The sequence below is a fragment of the Arenibacter amylolyticus genome (assembly GCF_002150785.1).
Classification (GTDB): Bacteria; Bacteroidota; Bacteroidia; order Flavobacteriales; family Flavobacteriaceae; genus Arenibacter; species Arenibacter amylolyticus.
The window spans coordinates 274,956-295,236 of sequence record NZ_MTAZ01000004.1; the positions used below are offsets into that span (position 1 = coordinate 274,956).

General features: G+C 42.2%; 14 protein-coding genes. 8 read left to right on the forward strand and 6 right to left on the reverse strand.

Annotated elements, in window-relative coordinates; all coding sequences use genetic code 11:
* Positions 1–7 precede the first annotated feature (7 nt).
* Positions 8–2,089, reverse strand: coding sequence for a TonB-dependent receptor family protein (locus tag BV214_RS01910; RefSeq protein ID WP_086475772.1), 2,082 nt, complete (start codon positions 2,087–2,089; stop codon positions 8–10).
* Positions 2,090–2,334: 245 nt separating this feature from the next.
* Between BV214_RS01910 and BV214_RS01915 the strand changes: the two genes are divergently transcribed.
* Together BV214_RS01915 and BV214_RS01920 are read left to right on the forward strand one after the other, a co-directional pair.
* Entirely contained in the window at positions 2,335–3,099 is a 765-nt protein-coding gene (locus BV214_RS01915) for an exodeoxyribonuclease III (protein WP_086475773.1), read from the forward strand.
* A gap of 55 nt (positions 3,100–3,154) precedes the next feature.
* Entirely contained in the window at positions 3,155–4,195 is a 1,041-nt protein-coding gene (locus BV214_RS01920; protein ID WP_086475774.1) for an NADP(H)-dependent aldo-keto reductase, read from the forward strand.
* A 105-nt stretch (positions 4,196–4,300) separates the two neighbouring features.
* Here BV214_RS01920 and radA read toward each other — a convergent pair whose 3' ends face one another.
* The 5 genes from radA to panC form a co-directional block, all read right to left on the reverse strand.
* Positions 4,301–5,662 carry a DNA repair protein RadA gene (radA, locus tag BV214_RS01925; protein WP_086475775.1) on the reverse strand — a complete coding sequence of 454 codons (1,362 nt, stop codon included), beginning with the start codon at positions 5,660–5,662 and terminating at the stop codon, positions 4,301–4,303.
* A 243-nt stretch (positions 5,663–5,905) separates the two neighbouring features.
* Positions 5,906–7,048, reverse strand: a complete 1,143-nt coding sequence (locus BV214_RS01930; RefSeq protein ID WP_086475776.1) for an alpha/beta hydrolase — start codon at positions 7,046–7,048, stop codon at positions 5,906–5,908.
* Positions 7,049–7,069: 21 nt separating this feature from the next.
* Positions 7,070–8,035 carry a lysylphosphatidylglycerol synthase transmembrane domain-containing protein gene (locus BV214_RS01935; protein WP_086475777.1) on the reverse strand — a complete coding sequence of 322 codons (966 nt, stop codon included), beginning with the start codon at positions 8,033–8,035 and terminating at the stop codon, positions 7,070–7,072.
* A gap of 2 nt (positions 8,036–8,037) precedes the next feature.
* A complete protein-coding gene (gene panD / locus BV214_RS01940; protein ID WP_086475778.1) occupies positions 8,038–8,388 on the reverse strand; it encodes an aspartate 1-decarboxylase in 351 nt (116 codons plus the stop codon).
* A 78-nt stretch (positions 8,389–8,466) separates the two neighbouring features.
* Complete coding sequence (gene panC / locus BV214_RS01945; RefSeq protein WP_086475779.1) at positions 8,467–9,309, reverse strand: pantoate--beta-alanine ligase; 843 nt, start codon at positions 9,307–9,309, stop codon at positions 8,467–8,469.
* Between the two features lie 103 nt (positions 9,310–9,412).
* On the opposite strand from panC, the gene BV214_RS01950 reads away from it, so the two are divergent.
* The 6 genes from BV214_RS01950 (at position 9,413) to atpD (ending at position 20,239) form a co-directional block, all read left to right on the forward strand.
* Entirely contained in the window at positions 9,413–10,222 is an 810-nt protein-coding gene (locus tag BV214_RS01950) for a glycogen/starch synthase (RefSeq protein ID WP_086475780.1), read from the forward strand.
* Positions 10,223–10,227: 5 nt separating this feature from the next.
* Positions 10,228–11,928 carry a DUF4270 domain-containing protein gene (locus tag BV214_RS01955; protein WP_086475781.1) on the forward strand — a complete coding sequence of 567 codons (1,701 nt, stop codon included), beginning with the start codon at positions 10,228–10,230 and terminating at the stop codon, positions 11,926–11,928.
* Between the two features lie 127 nt (positions 11,929–12,055).
* Positions 12,056–13,903 carry a glutamine--fructose-6-phosphate transaminase (isomerizing) gene (glmS, locus tag BV214_RS01960; protein WP_086475782.1) on the forward strand — a complete coding sequence of 616 codons (1,848 nt, stop codon included), beginning with the start codon at positions 12,056–12,058 and terminating at the stop codon, positions 13,901–13,903.
* A 244-nt stretch (positions 13,904–14,147) separates the two neighbouring features.
* Complete coding sequence (locus BV214_RS01965; RefSeq protein ID WP_086475783.1) at positions 14,148–16,895, forward strand: TonB-dependent receptor; 2,748 nt, start codon at positions 14,148–14,150, stop codon at positions 16,893–16,895.
* 19 nt (positions 16,896–16,914) lie between these two features.
* Positions 16,915–18,540, forward strand: coding sequence for an SGNH/GDSL hydrolase family protein (locus BV214_RS01970; RefSeq protein ID WP_086476017.1), 1,626 nt, complete (start codon positions 16,915–16,917; stop codon positions 18,538–18,540).
* 190 nt (positions 18,541–18,730) lie between these two features.
* Positions 18,731–20,239 carry a F0F1 ATP synthase subunit beta gene (gene atpD / locus BV214_RS01975; protein ID WP_086475784.1) on the forward strand — a complete coding sequence of 503 codons (1,509 nt, stop codon included), beginning with the start codon at positions 18,731–18,733 and terminating at the stop codon, positions 20,237–20,239.
* The last annotated feature ends 42 nt before the right edge of the window (positions 20,240–20,281 follow it).

Consider the following 20,281-nt stretch of genomic DNA (forward strand, 5'->3'; position numbering starts at 1 on the left):
AAATAGCCTAAAGGGAATATCTCAACTGCAGACTCCCATAGAAATTTCTGCCATCCCCAGGGTAATAGTAGCGCGGCTCGGAGCCACCAAAACCTTGGGTGTTAATAAGTACGGACCTAGCGTAGTGGGTGTTCAGAATATTGTTTAAGCCAAGGGATACATCCATATAAAGCTTCTTGGATAAATGTTTTCCAAGCCCTAGCTTACTGTTAATTATTTGGAAGGAATCACTATAAAGGGTGTTCGCGTCCGTGAGGGGAATTTCCCCTACGTATTGGTGGGTAGTATTCCAATAAAACTGCTGCCATACCCTAGCCTGTAGACCAGAATTTAAACGGTGTGCCGGCACTCCGGTCAGGGGGTTCCCAGAATAATCATTCCCTTCATCTATAAAGGATACAAATTGGTGTTTGCTGTAAGTGTAACTGATAAAGGGGGATAGTTCTAAATTGGTGCCAAGATTCCAGCGGTATTCCATTTCCAGCTCCAATCCCTGGTGTTTTGTTTTCCCTGCATTTTTACCAATATACTGATCTTCCCCAACGCGCTGCGCAACCAATAGATTATTAACATCCATTCTGTAGAGCGCCAACTGAATTCCCAGTTTTTGGTCTAGGAGATTCCATTTGGAGCCAATCTCATAATTGATTCCTGTTTCCTGTGCGATGTCCGGATTAATTACTCCCTCTGGGGTTAAGGTCTCTTCTAGGCTAGGGTTGGAAAATCCCCTGCTTATATTGGCATAAATGGTATTTTGGTCTAGAACGGTGTACGCTAAATTAAGGCTGGGCAAGAAGATGGGTTTAAAATCCCTTTTAGCACTCAAATTGGCGTCGCCCTCGTTAAACAAATCCCTAAAATCATAATGGGTCTTGTTAAGGCCGATGCCCAATTGTGCTGTAAATACATCGGTAATGGGAAATAAAAGGCTTCCAAAGGCATTGAACTGTCGTCTAAACTCCTTGTTGTTGGCAAAAGAATGCCCCTTTTTGCTTCCTTGTCCCTGGTTTTCCTTGTATAAATTTTCAAATTCCCTCCAGTTGTATTCATCCTTGTATAATTCCGCACCAAAACTGTAGGCTATTCCTTCTGTATTTTGCCCAAAGTGTCCGGTAAACTTGGTTCTAAATCCATATCCATGGGTGTATTCGTCCAATATGCCAAACGGCCGGGGTTCGTAGTGATCCAAGTAGCTGTAAAATATGCTGCTGGAGTTTTTTAATTTATCCGAAAAGGAATGGTTAAGGGTGAGTCCTATCAGGCTATACTTATTGGCCTCGTAGCCCTGGGCCGCTTTCCATGTAAATGCTGCCTTTCTAGGGTTTTCCGTAAAATCTGTTAGTCCTAGGGAGCTGGGTATTTGTGCCGTATAGTCTACATGGTTTACCAGAAGCCCGATGTTTGTTTTAGGATTTAATCGATAATTTAAATCCAAGAGGACTCCGTCTTGTTCAAACCGATTGTTTTCCCGGTACCCGTCTCTTTCCATATGTCCGTAATGTAGGCTAAGGGAAACCTTGTCTTCTTGCAGCGTAAACAAAAAATTATTCTTTAATAGTCCATAGGAGCCTGCGGTTACGTTGTTCCTAAAATAGGAGGATCCCACGGCAGGCTGTTTGGAGTTAAGGAGGATAGCCCCTCCCAAATTAGCTCCAAAATTGGTCCCTTTTGGTCCTTTAATCACATCTATATGACTTAGGTTTTCTAAATCGAAGGATTCTATAGTAGAAAAGCCAGATCCATTGGTAATAGGGATGTTGTTGTAGTAGAGGCGTAACTTGTCCGTTCCGTACAGGGTTCTGGCCCCTATTCCCCTTATGGTAATCCTATTGGTGTTTAGTGCGCCAGACAATATGTAAACCCCGGAAACCTGATTGATAGCCGACACCATTTCTATAGGGCTGTAATTTTTAAATACCTTGCCGCCAATTATTTGGGTGGGCACAATTCCATTGTCTGCAGCAGATGCACGAGCCTCCAGGAGGATCACTTCATCCAATACCGTTATGCTGTCTTTTTGAACAGGGTCTTGGGCCACGGTAAAGTTGATGAGTAATAACGTAAGAAGATAAACGTAAGGGGTTTTCATAAAATGGTATTTTGATTGGCAAACCTAAGGATTATTCTAGGATTTTTATGGAATTGCTTTACTAGGTATCTTGTTTGGGGATAATCATAACCCATGTCTTAATCTATGCCAGTTGTCTTTTTCAGTTAGGGAAACATTGTCTATTTTTAGCCCAATTTTTCAGGGATTTCCCCTGAAAAGAACGAAAAAACTACCGCCTTTCGGCTGGGAGGACCAGTAGCCAGGGTGGAGAAATATAGAAGTGGATGAAAATTGTTTCTTATAATGTAAATGGAATTCGAGCAGCCCTGAGAAAGGGTTTTTTGCAGTGGGTGCAAACGGTAAATCCAGATGTTATCTGTCTGCAGGAGATAAAAGCCAATGAAGAACAATTGGATCTTGAGGTATTTGAAGCCGCCGGATACCCCTACCACTATTGGTACAGTGCCAATAAAAAGGGCTATAGTGGGGTGGCAATCCTTTCTAAAAGGAAACCAGATCACATCGAATTTGGTACTGGGATAGACTATATGGATTTTGAGGGTAGGAATATTAGGGCCGATTTTCAGGATGTTTCCGTAATGAGTCTATATCTGCCATCTGGGACCAATATTGCTAGATTGGATCATAAGTTGCAATATATGGCCGACTTCCAGGCTTACGTGGACCACTTAAAACAATCCAGACCCAATTTGGTGATCTGTGGCGATTATAACATTTGTCATCAGGCTATTGATATCCATGACCCCGTAAGAAATAAAAATGTTTCGGGCTTTCTGCCAGTGGAAAGGGAATGGTTAGATAAATTTATGAAAAGCGGTTTTATAGATAGTTTCAGGCATTTTAATAAAGAACCGGATAATTATACCTGGTGGAGCTATAGGGCAAATTCTAGGGCTAATAATAAGGGCTGGAGATTAGATTACGGCCTGGTAAGTAATCCCTTGGAAGAACGTCTAAAGAGATCGGTGATTTTATCCCAAGCGGTGCATAGTGATCACTGTCCCATTTTGGTGGAATTGGAGGAGTAAATCCATCGACCTTAATTCTAAAAAATAATAAAACTAAACGATTTAAAGCAGCAAAATGAACTATACGAATCTTCCGCATACCGATATAGAAGTCAGTAAAATATGTCTAGGAACCATGACCTGGGGGAATCAGAATACCGAGGCGGAGGGCCATGAGCAAATGGATTATGCCTTGGAACAGGGTGTCAATTTCTTTGATACGGCAGAGTTGTACCCTATTCCTGCGGCCGCGGAACGCTATGCCCATACCGAGAAAATTATTGGTACCTGGTTTAAGAAGAATCGCAATAGGGAAAAGATGGTACTTGCCTCCAAGATTGTGGGTAGGTCCCCGGCCACCAGTTTTATTAGGACTACCGGGTTTAATAGGGAATCTATTACCGCGGCCGTAGAAGGAAGCTTAAAACGCCTTCAGACCGATTATTTGGATCTGTACCAATTGCACTGGCCAGATAGGGTTACCAATTATTTTGGGAAGCGAGGTTACCAATACGACGGAACAGATCTTTGGGAGGATAATTTTCATCAGATTTTGGAAACCTTGCGCGACCTGATCAGGGAGGGTAAAATTAGGCAGGTGGGGATTTCCAATGAAACGCCTTGGGGAACCATGCGATACTTGGAAGAAAGTAAGGTGCATCACGACTTGCCAAGGATGATTACGATTCAGAACCCCTATAGTTTATTAAATAGACTGTATGAAGTAGGATTGGCAGAAATCTCCCATCGGGAAGATTTGGGGCTGTTGGCCTATTCACCGCTGGGCTTTGGCGTGTTAAGCGGAAAGTACCTGGGAGGGAGGCAGCCAAAAGACGGTAGGATCACTTTGTTCCCCAATTACAATAGGTATAGTGGGGAAACTGCGGTTAAAGCCACAGAGATGTACCATAAATTGGCGATGGAAAATGGCCTGTCCCTTGCGCAGATGTCCTTAGCATATGTAAATAGCAGGCCCTTTGTAACCAGTAATATCATTGGTGCTACCAATTTGGAGCAATTGAAAGAAAATATAGAAAGTATACATATTGATTTAAGTGATGAGGTGCTTCAAGGGATTGAAGCGATTCACAATCAAATTCCTAACCCTGCCCCTTAAACCTAAAGCTATGTATTTTTTAAAAATCGGATTTTGGCAATTGGCATTGATCTTATTGGTTGTCCTAATACTACTGGTGCTAACGAGAATGTTCAATTCAAGGGATTAGGAGAATACTTGCTGGGCAACATCCTCGATCTTTCCAATTAATGCAACCCGTATTTTGGGCTGTTTAAGTGTTATCTTGTTGTTTTTGGACACGTAAATGGTGGTAAAGCCCAATTTCTCGGCTTCCATAATTCGCTGGTCTATACGCTGTACAGGTCGTATTTCTCCTGCTAAGCCTACCTCTGCCGCAAAACAAACTCCCTTTTCTATGGGGATGTCCTCATTGCTGGAAAGGATGGCTGCAATTACGGCTAAATCTATTGCTGGGTCGTCTACAGAGATGCCTCCGGTAATATTAAGGAACACGTCTTTTGCGCCCAATTTAAAGCCGGCTCGTTTTTCCAATACCGCCAATAACATGTTTAGGCGTTTGGCATTATAGCCTGTGGTAGAGCGTTGTGGGGTTCCATAAACCGCCGTGCTTACCAGGGCTTGTATTTCTATCATTAGGGGGCGCATGCCTTCTACCGTAGAGGCAATGGCAGTACCACTTAAACCCTCCTCATTCTTAGAAATTAGGATCTCGGACGGATTGTTTACTTCGCGCAGTCCGCTGCCCTGCATTTCATAAATGCCTAATTCTGCTGTAGAGCCAAACCTGTTTTTAAGGGAGCGTAATATCCGGTAAACGTAATTTCTGTCTCCTTCAAATTGTAGTACGGTGTCTACCATATGCTCCAAAATCTTTGGTCCGGCAATGGCGCCGTCCTTGGTAATATGGCCAATTAATAGTACTGGGGTGTTGGTCTCTTTGGCAAATTTTATGAGCTCTGCAGTGCACTCCCTAATTTGTGAGATGCTGCCCGCGGCCGATTCAATATAGTCTGTATGTAGGGTTTGTATGGAGTCTATGACCACAATATCTGGATCGGTCGCCTGGATTTGTTTAAAGATGTTTTGCGTTTTGGTCTCGGTCAGTATAAAACAGGTTTCATTATTAGCATTGATCCTATCTGCACGCATTTTAATCTGTTTCTGACTTTCTTCACCAGAAACATAGAGTGTTTTATAGGGTAGTTTAAGGGCAATCTGTAGTATTAAGGTGCTTTTTCCAATTCCGGGTTCACCTCCCAAAAGAATGAGGGAGCCAGGGACAATACCTCCACCTAGCACCCGATTAAATTCTTTATCGTGCGCATCCAGTCGAAGTTCTTTATCAGTGCTTATTTCATTGATCTTTAATGGCTTTGCGATTGTCTTGGAGCTAGGGGAGCTACTTTTCCAGGCTACCTTTTCCTCTTTCTGTACTATTTCCTCTACAAGGGTGTTCCACTCCTTACAGGCACTACATTGTCCAGCCCATTTGGCGTACTGGGTGCCGCAATTTTGACAAAAAAATGTTGTTTTGGTTTTGGCCATTTTCCTATTTTCTACTTTGCGCTAAGGTAGTAAAAGGATTCAAAAAAAGCGTGTGGGCAATCGTAAAGAGAGTTGACTCAATGTTGGAAGGTAGAAACCTATAGAAAGTAGCATATGGCCCCGTAGCCTTAAAGGCTTGCCCTTTGTGATCTATGAATGAAGTTCATCCTTATGCCAAAGCATGGAAGAGCCGTAATCTTTAATAGCCTTTCTTTTTTGTTTTTGGCTATCAATGTACTAGGATCAATAGCCGAAATCTGCCTTTAAGGCCTGTATTTTTTCCAAGGCCATATCCTTGGTAAGAAAGTCTATTTCTGCCATGGAGAAGGCTTTCTCGAAGGTTCTCAGTGCTTTTTTTGGCTTTCCCATTTGCTCTAAATATTCCCCTTCAAAATAAAACCCTAGCATGGTGTTGGGGTATTCTCTTTTGCAAAGATCAGACAAGGGTTTTAGCGATTCAAAATCCTCCTTTTTTCTGGTGGCGGCATAAATAGCCATTATGTCGTTAAGGCTGGTGGGTTTTTTAAATCCGAATAAATTTGAAATAGATTGTTGTTTGTCTGCCAAATACTGAAAGACCGGCTCATTGGAAGTGAGTATGTTCTCACGGTATTCTTTGGGGCTGATGGGTTTAAACATTCCAAAAATATTGTCGAACGCTTTCCCAATGCCATAGGTTACTACCGATACAGGGTCTGCGTTGGGGTATTGGTCAAAGAAATAGTGTAGGTTATCTGCATCCAGTGTTTTTAGGGCCTGGTCTAGGGCAAGCACCTCCTGTGTTTTTTCGTTTTTCTCGCCTTCTAAAATCAACTGATAGAAAATCTTTTTATTCATAACAGACAACCGCTGTGGAACCCTGGTAATCATTTCGGGGGCTAAAGTAGGTGAGATGGAGACATAGGCATTAAAGAGGGAAACATCCTTAAAGAGATAGAAGTTTCCAAAATTAGCCGTTACATCGTAGCCTACAAACATTTTAAATGGGGCAATACTGTAGTTGTTTTCCAGATAGGGGATGAGTTCCATTCCCAAAAACTCAAAAAATCGTTTGCCATCTTCGGTGGGTAGTCCGTTATGGGGGTCAAAGCTGGAATCTAGGTCCCGAGTGTAGGGCATGGATTGGTGTACTCCAACCACAATAGCTTCTGGCATACCGTGGAATCTACTATAAAACTTGGCATTGGCTACCACCTGATCAAAGAGGTATTCTGCGTCCAATGTTAAGATGACAGGATGTTTTTGCTGCTTGTCGTAGGATTCGGGTATGTAATAAGATACGGTCCGTTTATCCTGTAACTTATAGGATTCAAAAACTTCTTGGGTAATTTGAGCGTTAGATCCTAAGCATAGGAAGAGCGCCATTAAGGTGTAAAAGCGTAGCATAGGTTAAGTTGGATTTGGAAACTATTTATTTCTGTTCCATAACGGCAATAATAGAAAAGATATTGCCCCAAACACTACGATCATTAAAGTTTGCGAGATCCACATGATCCATCCAAAGGCATCTCCGGAAGCAGAGCTCACTCCAAAAATAGCTAGGGCGCTACTTACGGCTATGGGGTATATGCCAATGCCGCCATTGGTGGCAGACATAGCAAAGGCCCCTGCGACAAAGGCTACCAAAAGCTGACCTATGGTTAGGTCTACGGTTTCCAAAACAGTGTATTTTATAACCCAAAACATGGCAATATAGGCAGTCCAGATGAAGATGGTATGCGCTACAAACGCCCATTTTTGTTTCATCTTAAAAATGCTGAGAATGCCCCCTATTAGGCCTCTTAGGAGTCTTTTAATTTTTTCTGCCCAGGGGTGTTTAGATTTCTTAACAAAAAGGAAAAGAAGGGTGAAGCCTAGGATTCCTGAAAGTAGGAGGGTAGTTAAAAAAGCAACATTTAAGCCCCGGTCCTTAAGAAACGCCCAAATAATATCCGTTTGTAAAAAAAACGCGAGTCCAATTACCAGTAGTAACATTATCAGGTCTATGATCCGTTCTGTAACAATGGTTCCAAACCCTTTTTCAAATGGGACATTTTCGTAGGTGGTTAAGGCGGTGGCCCTAAGCACTTCTCCGGACCTGGGAATACCTAAATTGGTGAAATAGGCAGTGAGAATAATTAAAATATTGTTTACCACGCTGGGGCGGTATCCGAGGGGCTGTAAAAGGTAGTTCCACCTTATGGCTCTAGAGATATGGGTCATAATCCCCAATAAGATAGAAACGCCCACCCAAAAAAGGTCGGCGTTTTTTATATAATAGAGTATCTGTTTCCGCTCCTCTTCCGTGGTAGAAAAATAGGAATACCAGATTAAGAAAACCCCCAGTGCTATAGGGAGTATGGTTTTTAAGGTTTTCTTAGTCGATGGTTTCAAGGCTAGGTCAAAAGATTGGTTTCCTCGTTGGGGAATACCAGGGAAGGATTAAAGTTTTTAGCTAGCTCAAATTCCATTTGGGCGTAGGTGATCAGTATTAATACATCCCCTACAGCTACTTTTCTTGCAGCTGCCCCATTTAGGGTAACCTCTCCACTTCCTCTAGTGCCTGGAATGGCATAGGTCTCCAGTCGCTCACCATTGTTGTTGTTTACAATCTGTACCTTTTCTCCCCTAATTATATTGGCGGCGTCCATTAAGTCTTCGTCAATGGTAATACTGCCTATGTAATTTAGGTCGGCACCGGTAACTTTTACCCGGTGTATTTTAGATTTTACTACTTCTATTAGCATGGTGCAAAGTTAATCAATTTAGTTTTTAGTTATAGCTGTTTTGGAATACCACCTTATTGCGGCTGCTAACCTGCCAATTTAAAGGGCAATATTGTCTATAAGTCGTACCCCATCTACATAAACGGCAATAAAAGCCCGGTATGGGGTGTCCTTTTTTGGTTCTTTAATGGGCTGTAAATGCGCTTCATCAACAATGGTTATGTATTCTAGATCCAAATTGGGTTGGGTGCTAAATTCATTTTTCACCCAATCCATAATAAAGTCTGCACTTTTTGTGCCAAAATTTTCTTTGGCGGATAGGAGGGTTTTATAGATAAAGGCCGCCTCTTCCCTTAATTCTTCGGAAAGCCTTGCATTTCTAGAGCTCATGGCGAGTCCGTTAGCTTCCCTGACAATTGGGCAGCCCACTATGGTTACTGGAAGATTTTTAAGTTGAACGAGCTTTCTGATGATTTGAAGCTGTTGAAAATCTTTTTCGCCAAAATAAGCCCTTGTCGGATTAATAAGTGTGAAAAGTTTTTCCACAATGGTGCCCACACCATCAAAATGCCCTTGCCTAAACGCCCCTTCCATAACCTTATCCAAGCCGTTAAAATCATATGTTTGGGAGCTAATATTCCCCGAATAGATTTCCTCTGCATTGGGGGAAAAGACAATTAGGGTGTCCGATACTGATTTTAATAGGGAAAGGTCGGCTTCCAAGGTATTGGGGTATTTTGCCAGATCTTCCTGATTGTTAAATTGGGTGGGGTTTACAAAAATGCTTACTACGGTATGATCATTCTCTCTGTTCGCTTGCTCAATTAGGGAGAGATGCCCTAAATGCAGGGCGCCCATGGTAGGAACAAGGCCAATAGATTTGGTGTCATCCAAAGAATTTAAAAGTGATTTAAGTTCCTTTTTGGTGTTAATTAACTGCATGCGATTTACTTAAAAGTCAGCAAACTTACTATAAATACTGCTAATCTGCATAATTTTTGTAATTTTGCAGCTGCGTTTGCACTAGAAATAAAATATTGATTGTATGAATGGTAAAAAGATATTGTTTGTATCTTCTGAATTAGCCCCCTATCTACCAGAGAACGAAGTTTCCCAAATGTCCTATGAAACACCTAGGATGGTCAACAGTAATGGTGGCCAGATAAGGATATTTATGCCCAGGTTCGGAAACATTAATGAGCGAAGACATCAACTACATGAGGTAATTAGATTGTCGGGGATGAACTTGGTGATCAATGACATGGATATGCCACTGATCATAAAAGTTGCTTCTATACCAAGAGAAAGGATTCAGGTCTATTTCATAGATAATGATGAGTACTTTAAAAGAAAAGCCACCTTTACGGATGAGGATGGAAATGCCTTCCCGGATAATGACGAAAGGGCTATTTTCTTTGCGAAAGGAGTGGTGGAAACGGTTAAGAAGTTAAACTGGTCCCCAGATATTATTCACGTGCACGGATGGATGGCTTCTTTGTTGCCTTTATATCTAAAGAAGTTTTATGCCGATGAGCCTTTGTTTGGTGAAAGTAAGATAGTTATGTCCGTTTACGGCGAAGGATTTGAGGGCGCATTGGATGCTGATTTGGTGAAGAAGATTGCCTTTGATGGTGTTGATGAAGAGAGTATAAAAGACCTTAAAGATCCCACATATAATAATTTGTTAAAAGTTGCGGTGAATAATTCCGATGCCGTTATATTAGCGGCCAATGAGCTTCCAAAAGAGCTGGAAGATCACATATCCGGCCTTGATAAACCTGTTTTGCCCTATGTTGCATTGCATGAGTTTGAGGAAGCTTACATGAACTTTTATAACACCGAAGTATTAAAATAATCTGCATGAACTTAAGGAAAGGATTAACCTTGTCAGCGGTAGTGGGTATGCTGCTCGCAGCTACATTTATATCGTGTGAAGAGGATATAACCACCCTTGGTAGTGGGGTTGTGGGTAACGAACCGTTTACTGCGAATAAAGCAGTTTACGACGTTTTTGCCTATAACAAAAAAGTAAAGGCCGTTAGATCTAATAGAATTCCAGTTTATCAGATTGGAAATTTTAACGACCCCATTTACGGAGCAACGGAGGCGAGAATTACTACTCAAGTACAACTTTCCTCCGTTAATCCAGTTTTTGGGAAATACGCTGCCAGCGTTGAAGCCAATGCTGATTCCGATGGTAGTAGTCTTACCATCAATGAGAATGAAACGGTAAAAGAGGTGTATTTATATATTCCTTACCTAGTTAATCCTCGTGCAGATCAGAAAGGGGAAGAAGCCAAGGATAGTCTTACCGATGGGACTCCCCCCAATAGGCAGCCTAGGGTTTTTGATTTAGATAGTATTTTTGGAAATAGGGAGGTACCCTTTAATTTAAAAGTGGAGCGGTCTACCTATTTCTTAAGGGATTTGGATCCTAATAGTAATTTTCAGGAAGCCCAACCTTATTATTCTACTCAGCAATTTTCGCCTAATTTTGTTTCCGATGTATTGTTTGATGGGGAGGTAGCAATATCTGATGAGGATTCCTTGGTTTTTAAGGAGGACGACCCAGCTACGGAAGGGGTAGACGAATCTGAAGAGGAGCCTGTAAGAACCCCTCCTGGGATAAAGGTGCCATTAGACAAGGCATTTTTCCAGGCTAATATCCTAGATAAGGAAGGTAGTCCAGAATTATTTAGTCAGGCTAACTTTGTAGAGTTCTTCAGAGGGATCCATATGTCTATACCCGATGATATATTATTGTTGTTAGATCTTACTAAAGGTAATATCACTATTACTTATGAGTACGATAGCGTTACCAGTGCCTCTGACGACACCGTGAAAAAGGTGGAGAAAGACTATGTGCTTTCGCTGATAAGAAGGGATGTTGAAACCGGGAGTATTGTTGGGAATGCTGTAAATACTTTTAACAACGCTGCCTATCCAGATCACATTGCCAATGCGATGGATACTGGCGAAAACGCCTCTAAATTATACATTAAAGGAGGGGCTGGAAGTTATGCTCAGATTAAACTTTTTGGTGAAGACGATGGCGCAGAGATTATTAACCAGATAAAGAATGAAAACTGGATAATTAACGAGGCAAACCTGGTGTTTTATGTGGATAGGACCACCCTAGATGCTGCTCCAGAAGCTATAGAGCCTTCCATTCTATATCTCTATAAGGAAAATGGTAGCTCTGTATACAATCCATTCTTGGAGACCCAGGAAGATTTATCACTTGGGAATATTACCAACTTTGACGGTAAGCTCTACAAGGAAAATGGTAAGGGAGATCGTTATAAGATTAGGATTACCAACTTAATAAATGACATTATTGTTAGGGATTCTGCCAACGCCACCCTTAACTTGTCGGTTACCTCCGATATTAGGTTAACCACTACCAGAAAGGCTTTGTTAGCCGATGATTCTGAGGTGAAAATGCCTTTAATGTCCATCGTAAATCCGTTTGGAACGGTATTGATGGGAAGTGGAAATGTACCTAGTGGCCAGGAGAACAGGAAACTACAACTCGAAATCTTTTATACCAAGGCCAACTAGGGCAAAAAAAGTACCACTCACAGTATTTTTTTAGTTAATTATCTAAAAATCCAAAGGTTTATTGTAACAAGCAACTACATTTGTTACAGTAAACCTTTTTTTGTTTAACTAACTAAACCGAGAACATATGTGTGGAATTGTGGGATATATAGGGTATAGGGATGCCTATCCAATTATAATAAAAGGACTTCAACGATTAGAATATAGGGGTTATGACAGTGCGGGCATTGCCCTTTTTGATGGAGAAAACATCAATCTTTCTAAAACCAAAGGAAAGGTAGATGATCTTAAGAAAAAAGCCCAGGCATCCATGTCCTTAAAGGGGAGCTTGGGAATTGGGCATACCAGATGGGCTACCCATGGTGCTCCCAACGATAAGAATTCTCACCCCCATTATTCCAACTCAGGGGACTTGGTTATTATCCACAATGGAATCATAGAGAATTACGATGCTATTAAAAAGGAGCTAGTCAATAGGGGGTATACTTTTTCCTCGGAAACAGATACCGAGGTGTTGGTAAATCTTATTGAAGAAGTAAAATTAAAAGAAAACGTAAAGCTGGGTAAAGCGGTCCAAATAGCGTTGAACCAGGTGGTAGGCGCCTATGCCATTGCGGTAATTGACAGGCAGAAGCCAGATGAGATTGTAGTGGCTAAATTGGGAAGTCCGTTGGCCATTGGGGTAGGGGAAAACGAATTTTTTGTGGCTTCGGATGCATCTCCTTTTATAGAGTTTACCAATAATGCCATTTATTTGGAAGACGAGGAAATGGCTATTATCCGCTTGGGTAAGGAAATAAAACTGCGAAAGATTAAGGACGATTCCATTGCTTACCCTTCTATCCAAGAATTACAATTAAACCTAGAGGAGATAGAAAAAGGAGGTTTTGATCATTTTATGCTGAAGGAAATCTATGAGCAGCCCAGAGCTATATTGGATACTTATAGGGGGAGACTGCTAGCCAAGGAGGGAATAATAAGAATGGCGGGAATAGATCAAAACCTTGAGAAATTCTTAAATGCCAATAGAATTATTATTGTAGCCTGTGGAACCTCGTGGCATGCTGGTTTGGTTGCCGAATATATTTTTGAAGATTTAGCAAGAATACCGGTGGAGGTGGAGTACGCCTCTGAATTTAGGTACCGAAATCCAGTAGTAACAGATAAGGATGTACTAATCGCTATTTCCCAATCTGGGGAAACTGCAGATACCTTGGCGGCTATAAAATTAGCTAAGGAAAAAGGTGCATTTGTATTTGGGGTTTGTAATGTGGTAGGTTCTTCCATTGCTAGGGAAACCGATGCCGGTGCCTACACCCATGCCGGACCGGAAATTGGTGTGGCTTCTACTAAAGCCTTTACTACCCAAATAACCGTTTTAACCTTAATGGCCTTAAAATTGGCCCAGGCAAAGGGAGTTTTTGATCGAAGCCGTTTTCACGAGTATTTAACGGAATTGGAGCAGATACCCGCCAAGGTAGAGGAGGCTTTGCTCACCAACCCTTTGGTAGAGATTATCTCTAATGTGTACAAGGATTCTACTAATTGTCTGTATCTAGGAAGGGGCTATAATTTCCCTGTGGCACTGGAAGGGGCTTTAAAACTTAAAGAAATTAGCTATATCCATGCAGAAGGGTATCCTGCTGCGGAAATGAAGCACGGGCCTATAGCCTTAATAGATGAGCATATGCCAGTGGTGGTAATAGCGACCAGCAAAGGGCATTATGAGAAAATTGTGAGTAATATTCAAGAAATAAAATCCCGAAAAGGTAAAATTATTGCCGTGGTAACCCAGGGTGATGTACAGGTCCGGGAATTGGCAGACCATGTGATTGAGGTCCCAGAAACATTGGAGAATCTTACCCCTCTGCTAACAACCATCCCCTTGCAATTACTGTCTTATCACATTGCTGTAATGCGCGGGTGTAATGTAGATCAGCCGCGAAATTTGGCGAAATCTGTCACGGTAGAATAAATCGTAGATAGGGATAAAGTGGGTTGGACATTCATGGTAATGGTCTTGGGAGGCCGGTTATTGTGAATGTCTTTTTGTTTTAGGGGTTTTTTTGTGGTATGGGAATTTAAACAGGGTGATTTTTGCCATTTAAATACTATGCATGCATAATTTAAGGATGTTTATTACAGTTAAAATGAAAATATATGTATATTGGCTTAATGCATAGTAATGTAAAATAATCCTAACTAAACTTGACATTTTTATGAGAACTACCCTTCTATTATTCTTTTTAATGTTTGGAGTACTCGCCTCTTCCCAAACTTCCCTAAGTGGAACTGTGGTAGACCAGGATAACGCACCCATTCCAGGAGCCAACTTGGTCATTGAGGGAAAGGCTATCGGAACGGTGACCGATTTTGATGGAGTATTCAGCTTAAATACCAGTGAGGCACCCCCCTTTACCTTAAAGATAACCAGTATTGGGTATATGCCCACGACGGTAAATATCACTCAAAGTGATCAAAATCTCACCATTGTATTAAGTGAGGAGCAAACCCGTTTGGACGAGGTGGTAATTTCTGCCTCCAGGACCCCGGAACGTATTTTTGAGTCTCCAGTAACCGTGGAGCGTTTTGGTTTGAAAGAAATAAAAAATACCGCATCGGCCGATTTCTATGATGGATTGGAAAATTTGAAAGGCGTAGACATTAATACTAACAGTCTTACCTTTAAGTCTATCAATACAAGAGGCTTTGCCACCTTTGCCAATACCCGTTTTATGCAATTGGTAGATGGGATGGACAATTCCACTCCGGCCCTTAACTTCCCGCTTGGAAACTTGGTGGGGATGGGGGAAACAGACGTGCAAAGCGTGGAATTGCTTCCTGGAGCTGCCTCTGCGCTTTATGGGGCAAATGCCTTTAACGGGATTTTATTCATGAGGAGTAAAAATCCTTTTGATTACTCTGGAATCAGTGCCTATGCCAAAAGAGGGATTACCTCGCAGGTGGCATCCGGAGATAATGCTTATACCGATTTTGGTATGAGGGCGGCGCTTAAATTTAGCGATAAGTTTGCTGGTAAGGTAAATTTCTCCTCTTTAAAAGGTACAGACTGGGCGGCCAACAATTATGATGGCAAGCCGGGAACAGGTGCTACCAGGGCCAGTATAGATTACGACGGCTATAATGTATATGGGGACGAGGCTTCCACAAATATTCGCGCCGCTTCCGGTGGTCTGGGAATCATCCCGGACGTGGTGGTGAGTAGGACTGGGTATGAAGAAAGGCACCTAACAGATTATAATGCCGAAAGTGTAAAGGCCGACTGGGGGCTTTATTATAGACCCTGGGCTAGCGATTTTGAAATTTCCTATGTGGGTAAAATAGGCAAAGGAACTACTATTTATCAGGGGACCAACAGGTATAATATTGATAATTTCACCATGCAGCAGCATAAGTTTGAAATGAAAAACGATAACTTTTTCCTGAGAGGTTATGTGGTTTCGGATAAGGCTGGGGATTCTTACGATATGGTGTTTACCGGACTTAATATTAATAATCTGTGGAAATCCAATCAGCAATGGTTTAGGGAGTACATTAATACCTATGCGGGTGCTACCTTGAGTGGCGCTACGGATGAGCAGGCACATGCAGCAGCAAGGGCTCAGGCAGATACAGGAAGGTTAATTCCAGGGACACCAGAATTTCAAGCAGCCTTTGAAAAGGTGATTAATGATCCGGACTTCACCAAAGGTTCGCAGTTTAAGGATGCTTCCAAATATTACCATGCAGATGCCAATTACAACTTTTCCCATCTATGGGATGCGGTAGATGTGCAGGTAGGGGGCTCCTACAGAAAGTACGACCTTAATTCTTTTGGAACCATATATACGGATTATGATGGTAGTATCCAATATTCGGAATTTGGTATATATACCCAGTTGCAAAAGCAGGTAGATCTTAGTGACTATGTAGAGATGAAACTGACTGGTTCTGCCCGTTATGACAAGTCAGAGTTCTTCGATGGCTTTGTATCCCCTCGTCTTTCTGCAGGTTTTACCATTAAGCGAAATCATAATATACGGGCTTCTGTGCAGACTGGATTTAGAAATCCAACAACGCAAGACCTATTTATTGGGTTAAATGCTGGAAGAGCGGTGTTAGTAGGATCAGCACCTGCTAACTTGGACAGATACTCCAGATCCTATGATGTGAGTGCATCAGGGCAGCTTATGGGGCAACCGGCCACCGTGGAGCAAACTGGAGGGGCGGCCTACAACAATTCTTATTTGGCAGCTTCGGTACAAGAATTTGCAGCAACTGAAGACCCATCCGTATTGGAAATTGGGAACTCTAGTCTAGTAAAGCCAGAGCGTGTAACTTCTGCCGAGCTAGGGTATAGAGGAAAGATCAAGAAGTTGGAAATAGATATGAGTGTGTATTATAACTCCTATAAGGACTTTATTTCCGGGGAGCTGGTTGTGTCTCCGTTTTACGGGGAAGTGGGTGATGGCGGACTCTCCGTTGCAGCCTTGGCCAATGGGGATTTTCAAACCTATCAGACCTATACCAATTCTAAGGCAAATGTTAATTCTTATGGAGGGTCTATAGGACTTAACACTAAAGTGCTGGGGAATTTTGATTTAGGTGGTAGCTATACCTACACCCAACAAGATTTTGACCAGAATGCATTCCCAGATTTTAGAACCAATTTTAATACGCCAGAACATAAGGTGAAGGCTAATTTTGGGAATACAGACCTTTTAAAGAATTTTGGATTTAACGTAGCTTGGAGATGGAGCGATACCTATTATTGGCAGGCAACTTTTGGCGATGGTCAGATTCCTTCTTACCATAGCGTGGATGCACAGATCAACTATAGTGTTCCAAGTATAAAATCTACTTTTAAGTTAGGAGCGTCCAATGTTTTGGGAGATGAGTATTTTACGGCTATTGGTACCGGAAATATAGGTTCTATGTACTATCTATCCTGGACAATTAATAACTAATAAAACTATGAAAGCTACCATGAGAAATATAAAATACGTAATGCTGTCCGCGGTGCTTATAGGTTTCACGGCCTGTAATAATGACGATAGTAATGAGGTGGTCATTGAAGCTACCCCAGAATTAAACGTGGCGGACCTTAATTTATCCAACTACGTAGCGGTAGGAGCTAGTTTTACCGCAGGATTTTCGGATAATGCCCTATTTAAGGCATCGCAAGAAAAGTCGTTTCCAAAAATTCTATCGGAACAATTTGCCCAAGGAGGAGGGGGAAGCTTTACCCAGCCTTTGATGAACGATAATTTTGGCGGATTGGCCGTTGGCGGAACTAGAATTACCGAGCCAAGGCTTGTCTTTGGAGGAGCTGGGCCTGTTGCTCTTGAATCTCTTATAGGGCCGGTTACCGTAACTACGGACATCGCCATCAACAATCCTTCTGGGCCTTTTAATAATTTAGGAGTACCAGGGGCAAAGAGTTTCCATTTATTGGCTCCGGGCTATGGTAACCTTGCCAATTTTCCCGCAGCGGCGAATCCTTACTTTATCAGGATGACCGGAACTACACCCAACGCTTCCGTGTTGGAAATGGCAATGGCACAGAGCCCTACGTTCTTTAGCCTTTCAGAAATTGGTGGGCAAGATGTTTTAGGGTACGCCCTATCTGGTGGGGAGAGCAACCCAGATGCAAGTAATTATAGCCCTATTACCCCTTCGGCAGTTTTTGAGGCTTCCTATACGGCATTGGTGGATGGGCTTACTGCTAACGGAGCAAAAGGGGTGGTGGCCAATTTACCTTATATTACCTCCTTGCCACATTTTACTACGGTTCCCCATAAACCTTTAGATCCCAGTAACCCAGACTTTGGTCCTCAAATACCCTTATTGAATTCAATCTTTGGGGCGCTCAACCAAATATATGACGGCTTGGGGCAGCCCAACCGAAAGGTGGTCTTTTCTGAAACTGCAGCAAGTGCGGTAGTGATAAGGGATGAGACTTTGGCGGATGTTTCCGCTCAGTTGGAAGGCGCTTTAAATGCTAGTCCAACCTTCCCCGCATTTATTGGGCAGTTTGGTCTTCCAGAGGAAGCCGCACCAATGGTAGCCCAATTATTGGGGCAGGCCTATGGACAAACAAGGCAGGCAACGGAAGAAGATTTATTGGTACTGCCCAGCAGTTCTGTAATAGGAACCGTGAATACCAGTTCTGTGGCCGCTTTAATGGGTGCAGGGCTTTCACAGCAATTGGCGGGTCAGTTTTCCATAGAAGGGATTACCTTGCCATTGGCAGATAAATGGGTGTTGCTTCCCAGCGAACAAAATGAAATAAAAGCAGCGACGGATGCTTATAATGCTACCATCCAGTCCGTTGCAGACGCTAAAGGTTTGGCTTTGGTAGATTTTAAGTCGATACTACAAAAGGCGAGTACGGTAGGGATATCCGATGGCGACTTTATTTTGACCACTGCCCTAGTGCGTGGTGGATTAGTAGGGTTAGACGGTATTCACTTAACCTCTAGGGGTTATGCAGTGATGGCCAATAAATTTTTAGCAGCCATTGACGCCAAATACGGGTCAAACTTTATTGAAGCGGGTGTTAAGGCCGATGTTGGACAGTATCCAACAAACTATAGTCCAACACTCCAATAGTTTAGATAAAAAAACCGATTTTAAACACCTTCTTTATGGAGGTGTTTTTTTATATCCAAAAAACGTCTTGATACCACTTCTTTGTTTAATTAAAAAAATATATCTTTGCAGCGCGAAAAATGAGATGGTAGAATTAACAGGTGCCAAATGTTTTTCGAATTAATAATACTCAACATTAAATACATAAGTAATGTCTAAAGTTACAGGTAAAGTTTCCCAAATCATTGGCCCGGTTGTGGATGTAGAATTTCAATCTGGAGCAGACCTTCCAAAAATATATGATTCTTTGGAAATCCAAAATGAAGATGGATCAAAATTAGTATTGGAAGTGCAATCCCATGTTGGTGAAAATACCGTACGGACAATTTCTATGGATTCCACCGACGGATTAAAAAGGGGACTTGAGGTAACCGCAACAGGTAGTGCAATACAAATGCCTATTGGTGATGAGGTGTACGGTCGTCTTTTCAATGTAATTGGAGATGCGATAGATGGTCTTGGAGAATTGCCTAAAGCTGGGAAGGATGGTCTTCCTATACATAGGGATGCACCAGCCTTTGAGGACCTGTCTACTTCTACCGAGGTATTGTTTACCGGTATTAAAGTAATAGACCTTATTGAGCCTTATGCAAAAGGAGGTAAGATTGGTCTTTTTGGAGGAGCTGGTGTTGGTAAAACAGTATTGATTCAGGAATTGATTAACAATATTGCAAAAGGACACGGTGGTCTTTCCGTATTTGCAGGTGTAGGTGAGCGTACCCGTGAAGGAAACGACTTGCTTCGTGAGATGTTGGAATCTGGAATTATAAGATATGGTGACGATTTTCTGAAGTCTATGGAAGAAGGCGGATGGGATTTGTCTAAAGTAGATAAGGAAGCAATGAAAGAATCCAAAGCAACTTTTGTCTTTGGACAGATGAATGAGCCTCCTGGAGCACGTGCACGTGTTGCGCTTTCCGGATTGACCATTGCAGAATACTTCCGTGATGGAGCTGGCGAGGGTCAAGGTAAAGATGTTCTTTTCTTCGTAGATAATATTTTCCGTTTTACCCAAGCAGGTTCCGAGGTATCGGCACTATTGGGTCGTATGCCATCGGCGGTAGGATACCAGCCAACATTGGCCACGGAAATGGGAGCTATGCAAGAGCGTATTACTTCTACAAAAAGAGGATCTATTACATCCGTACAGGCGGTTTACGTACCTGCGGATGACTTAACGGATCCGGCGCCGGCAACTACCTTTGCCCACTTGGATGCTACTACCGTATTGTCCCGTAAAATTGCCGAGCTAGGAATTTATCCTGCGGTAGATCCATTGGAGTCTACTTCTAGGATTCTTACAGCGGATATTTTAGGAAATGATCACTACGCTTGTGCCCAAAGGGTAAAAGAGTTGTTGCAACGATATAAAGAACTACAGGATATTATCGCCATTTTAGGAATGGAGGAATTATCCGAAGAAGATAAATTGGCAGTAGGTAGAGCTAGACGTGTACAGCGTTTCTTGTCTCAGCCTTTCCACGTAGCGGAGCAATTTACTGGTATCCCAGGAGTTTTGGTAGACATTAAGGAGACCATTAAAGGATTTAATATGATTATGGACGGTGAATTAGATCACCTACCAGAATCTGCCTTTAACCTTAAAGGAACTATTGAAGAAGCTATAGAAGCAGGGGAGAAAATGCTTGCTGAGGCGTAAACTAGTGGACAGTAGGCAGTGGCGGTTGGCAAACAACTCAAT

Coding starts and splice junctions, on each gene's coding strand:
- radA (WP_086475775.1), bottom strand. CDS start 5,662: ATGGCCAAAACCAAAACAACATTTTTTTGTCAAAATTGCGGCACCCAG.
- panD (WP_086475778.1), bottom strand. CDS start 8,388: ATGCTAATAGAAGTAGTAAAATCTAAAATACACCGGGTAAAAGTTACC.
- atpD (WP_086475784.1), top strand. CDS start 18,731: ATGTCTAAAGTTACAGGTAAAGTTTCCCAAATCATTGGCCCGGTTGTG.
- BV214_RS01950 (WP_086475780.1), top strand. CDS start 9,413: ATGAATGGTAAAAAGATATTGTTTGTATCTTCTGAATTAGCCCCCTAT.
- BV214_RS01970 (WP_086476017.1), top strand. CDS start 16,915: ATGAGAAATATAAAATACGTAATGCTGTCCGCGGTGCTTATAGGTTTC.
- BV214_RS01965 (WP_086475783.1), top strand. CDS start 14,148: ATGAGAACTACCCTTCTATTATTCTTTTTAATGTTTGGAGTACTCGCC.
- glmS (WP_086475782.1), top strand. CDS start 12,056: ATGTGTGGAATTGTGGGATATATAGGGTATAGGGATGCCTATCCAATT.
- panC (WP_086475779.1), bottom strand. CDS start 9,309: ATGCAGTTAATTAACACCAAAAAGGAACTTAAATCACTTTTAAATTCT.
- BV214_RS01920 (WP_086475774.1), top strand. CDS start 3,155: ATGAACTATACGAATCTTCCGCATACCGATATAGAAGTCAGTAAAATA.
- BV214_RS01915 (WP_086475773.1), top strand. CDS start 2,335: ATGAAAATTGTTTCTTATAATGTAAATGGAATTCGAGCAGCCCTGAGA.
- BV214_RS01955 (WP_086475781.1), top strand. CDS start 10,228: ATGAACTTAAGGAAAGGATTAACCTTGTCAGCGGTAGTGGGTATGCTG.
- BV214_RS01930 (WP_086475776.1), bottom strand. CDS start 7,048: ATGCTACGCTTTTACACCTTAATGGCGCTCTTCCTATGCTTAGGATCT.
- BV214_RS01910 (WP_086475772.1), bottom strand. CDS start 2,089: ATGAAAACCCCTTACGTTTATCTTCTTACGTTATTACTCATCAACTTT.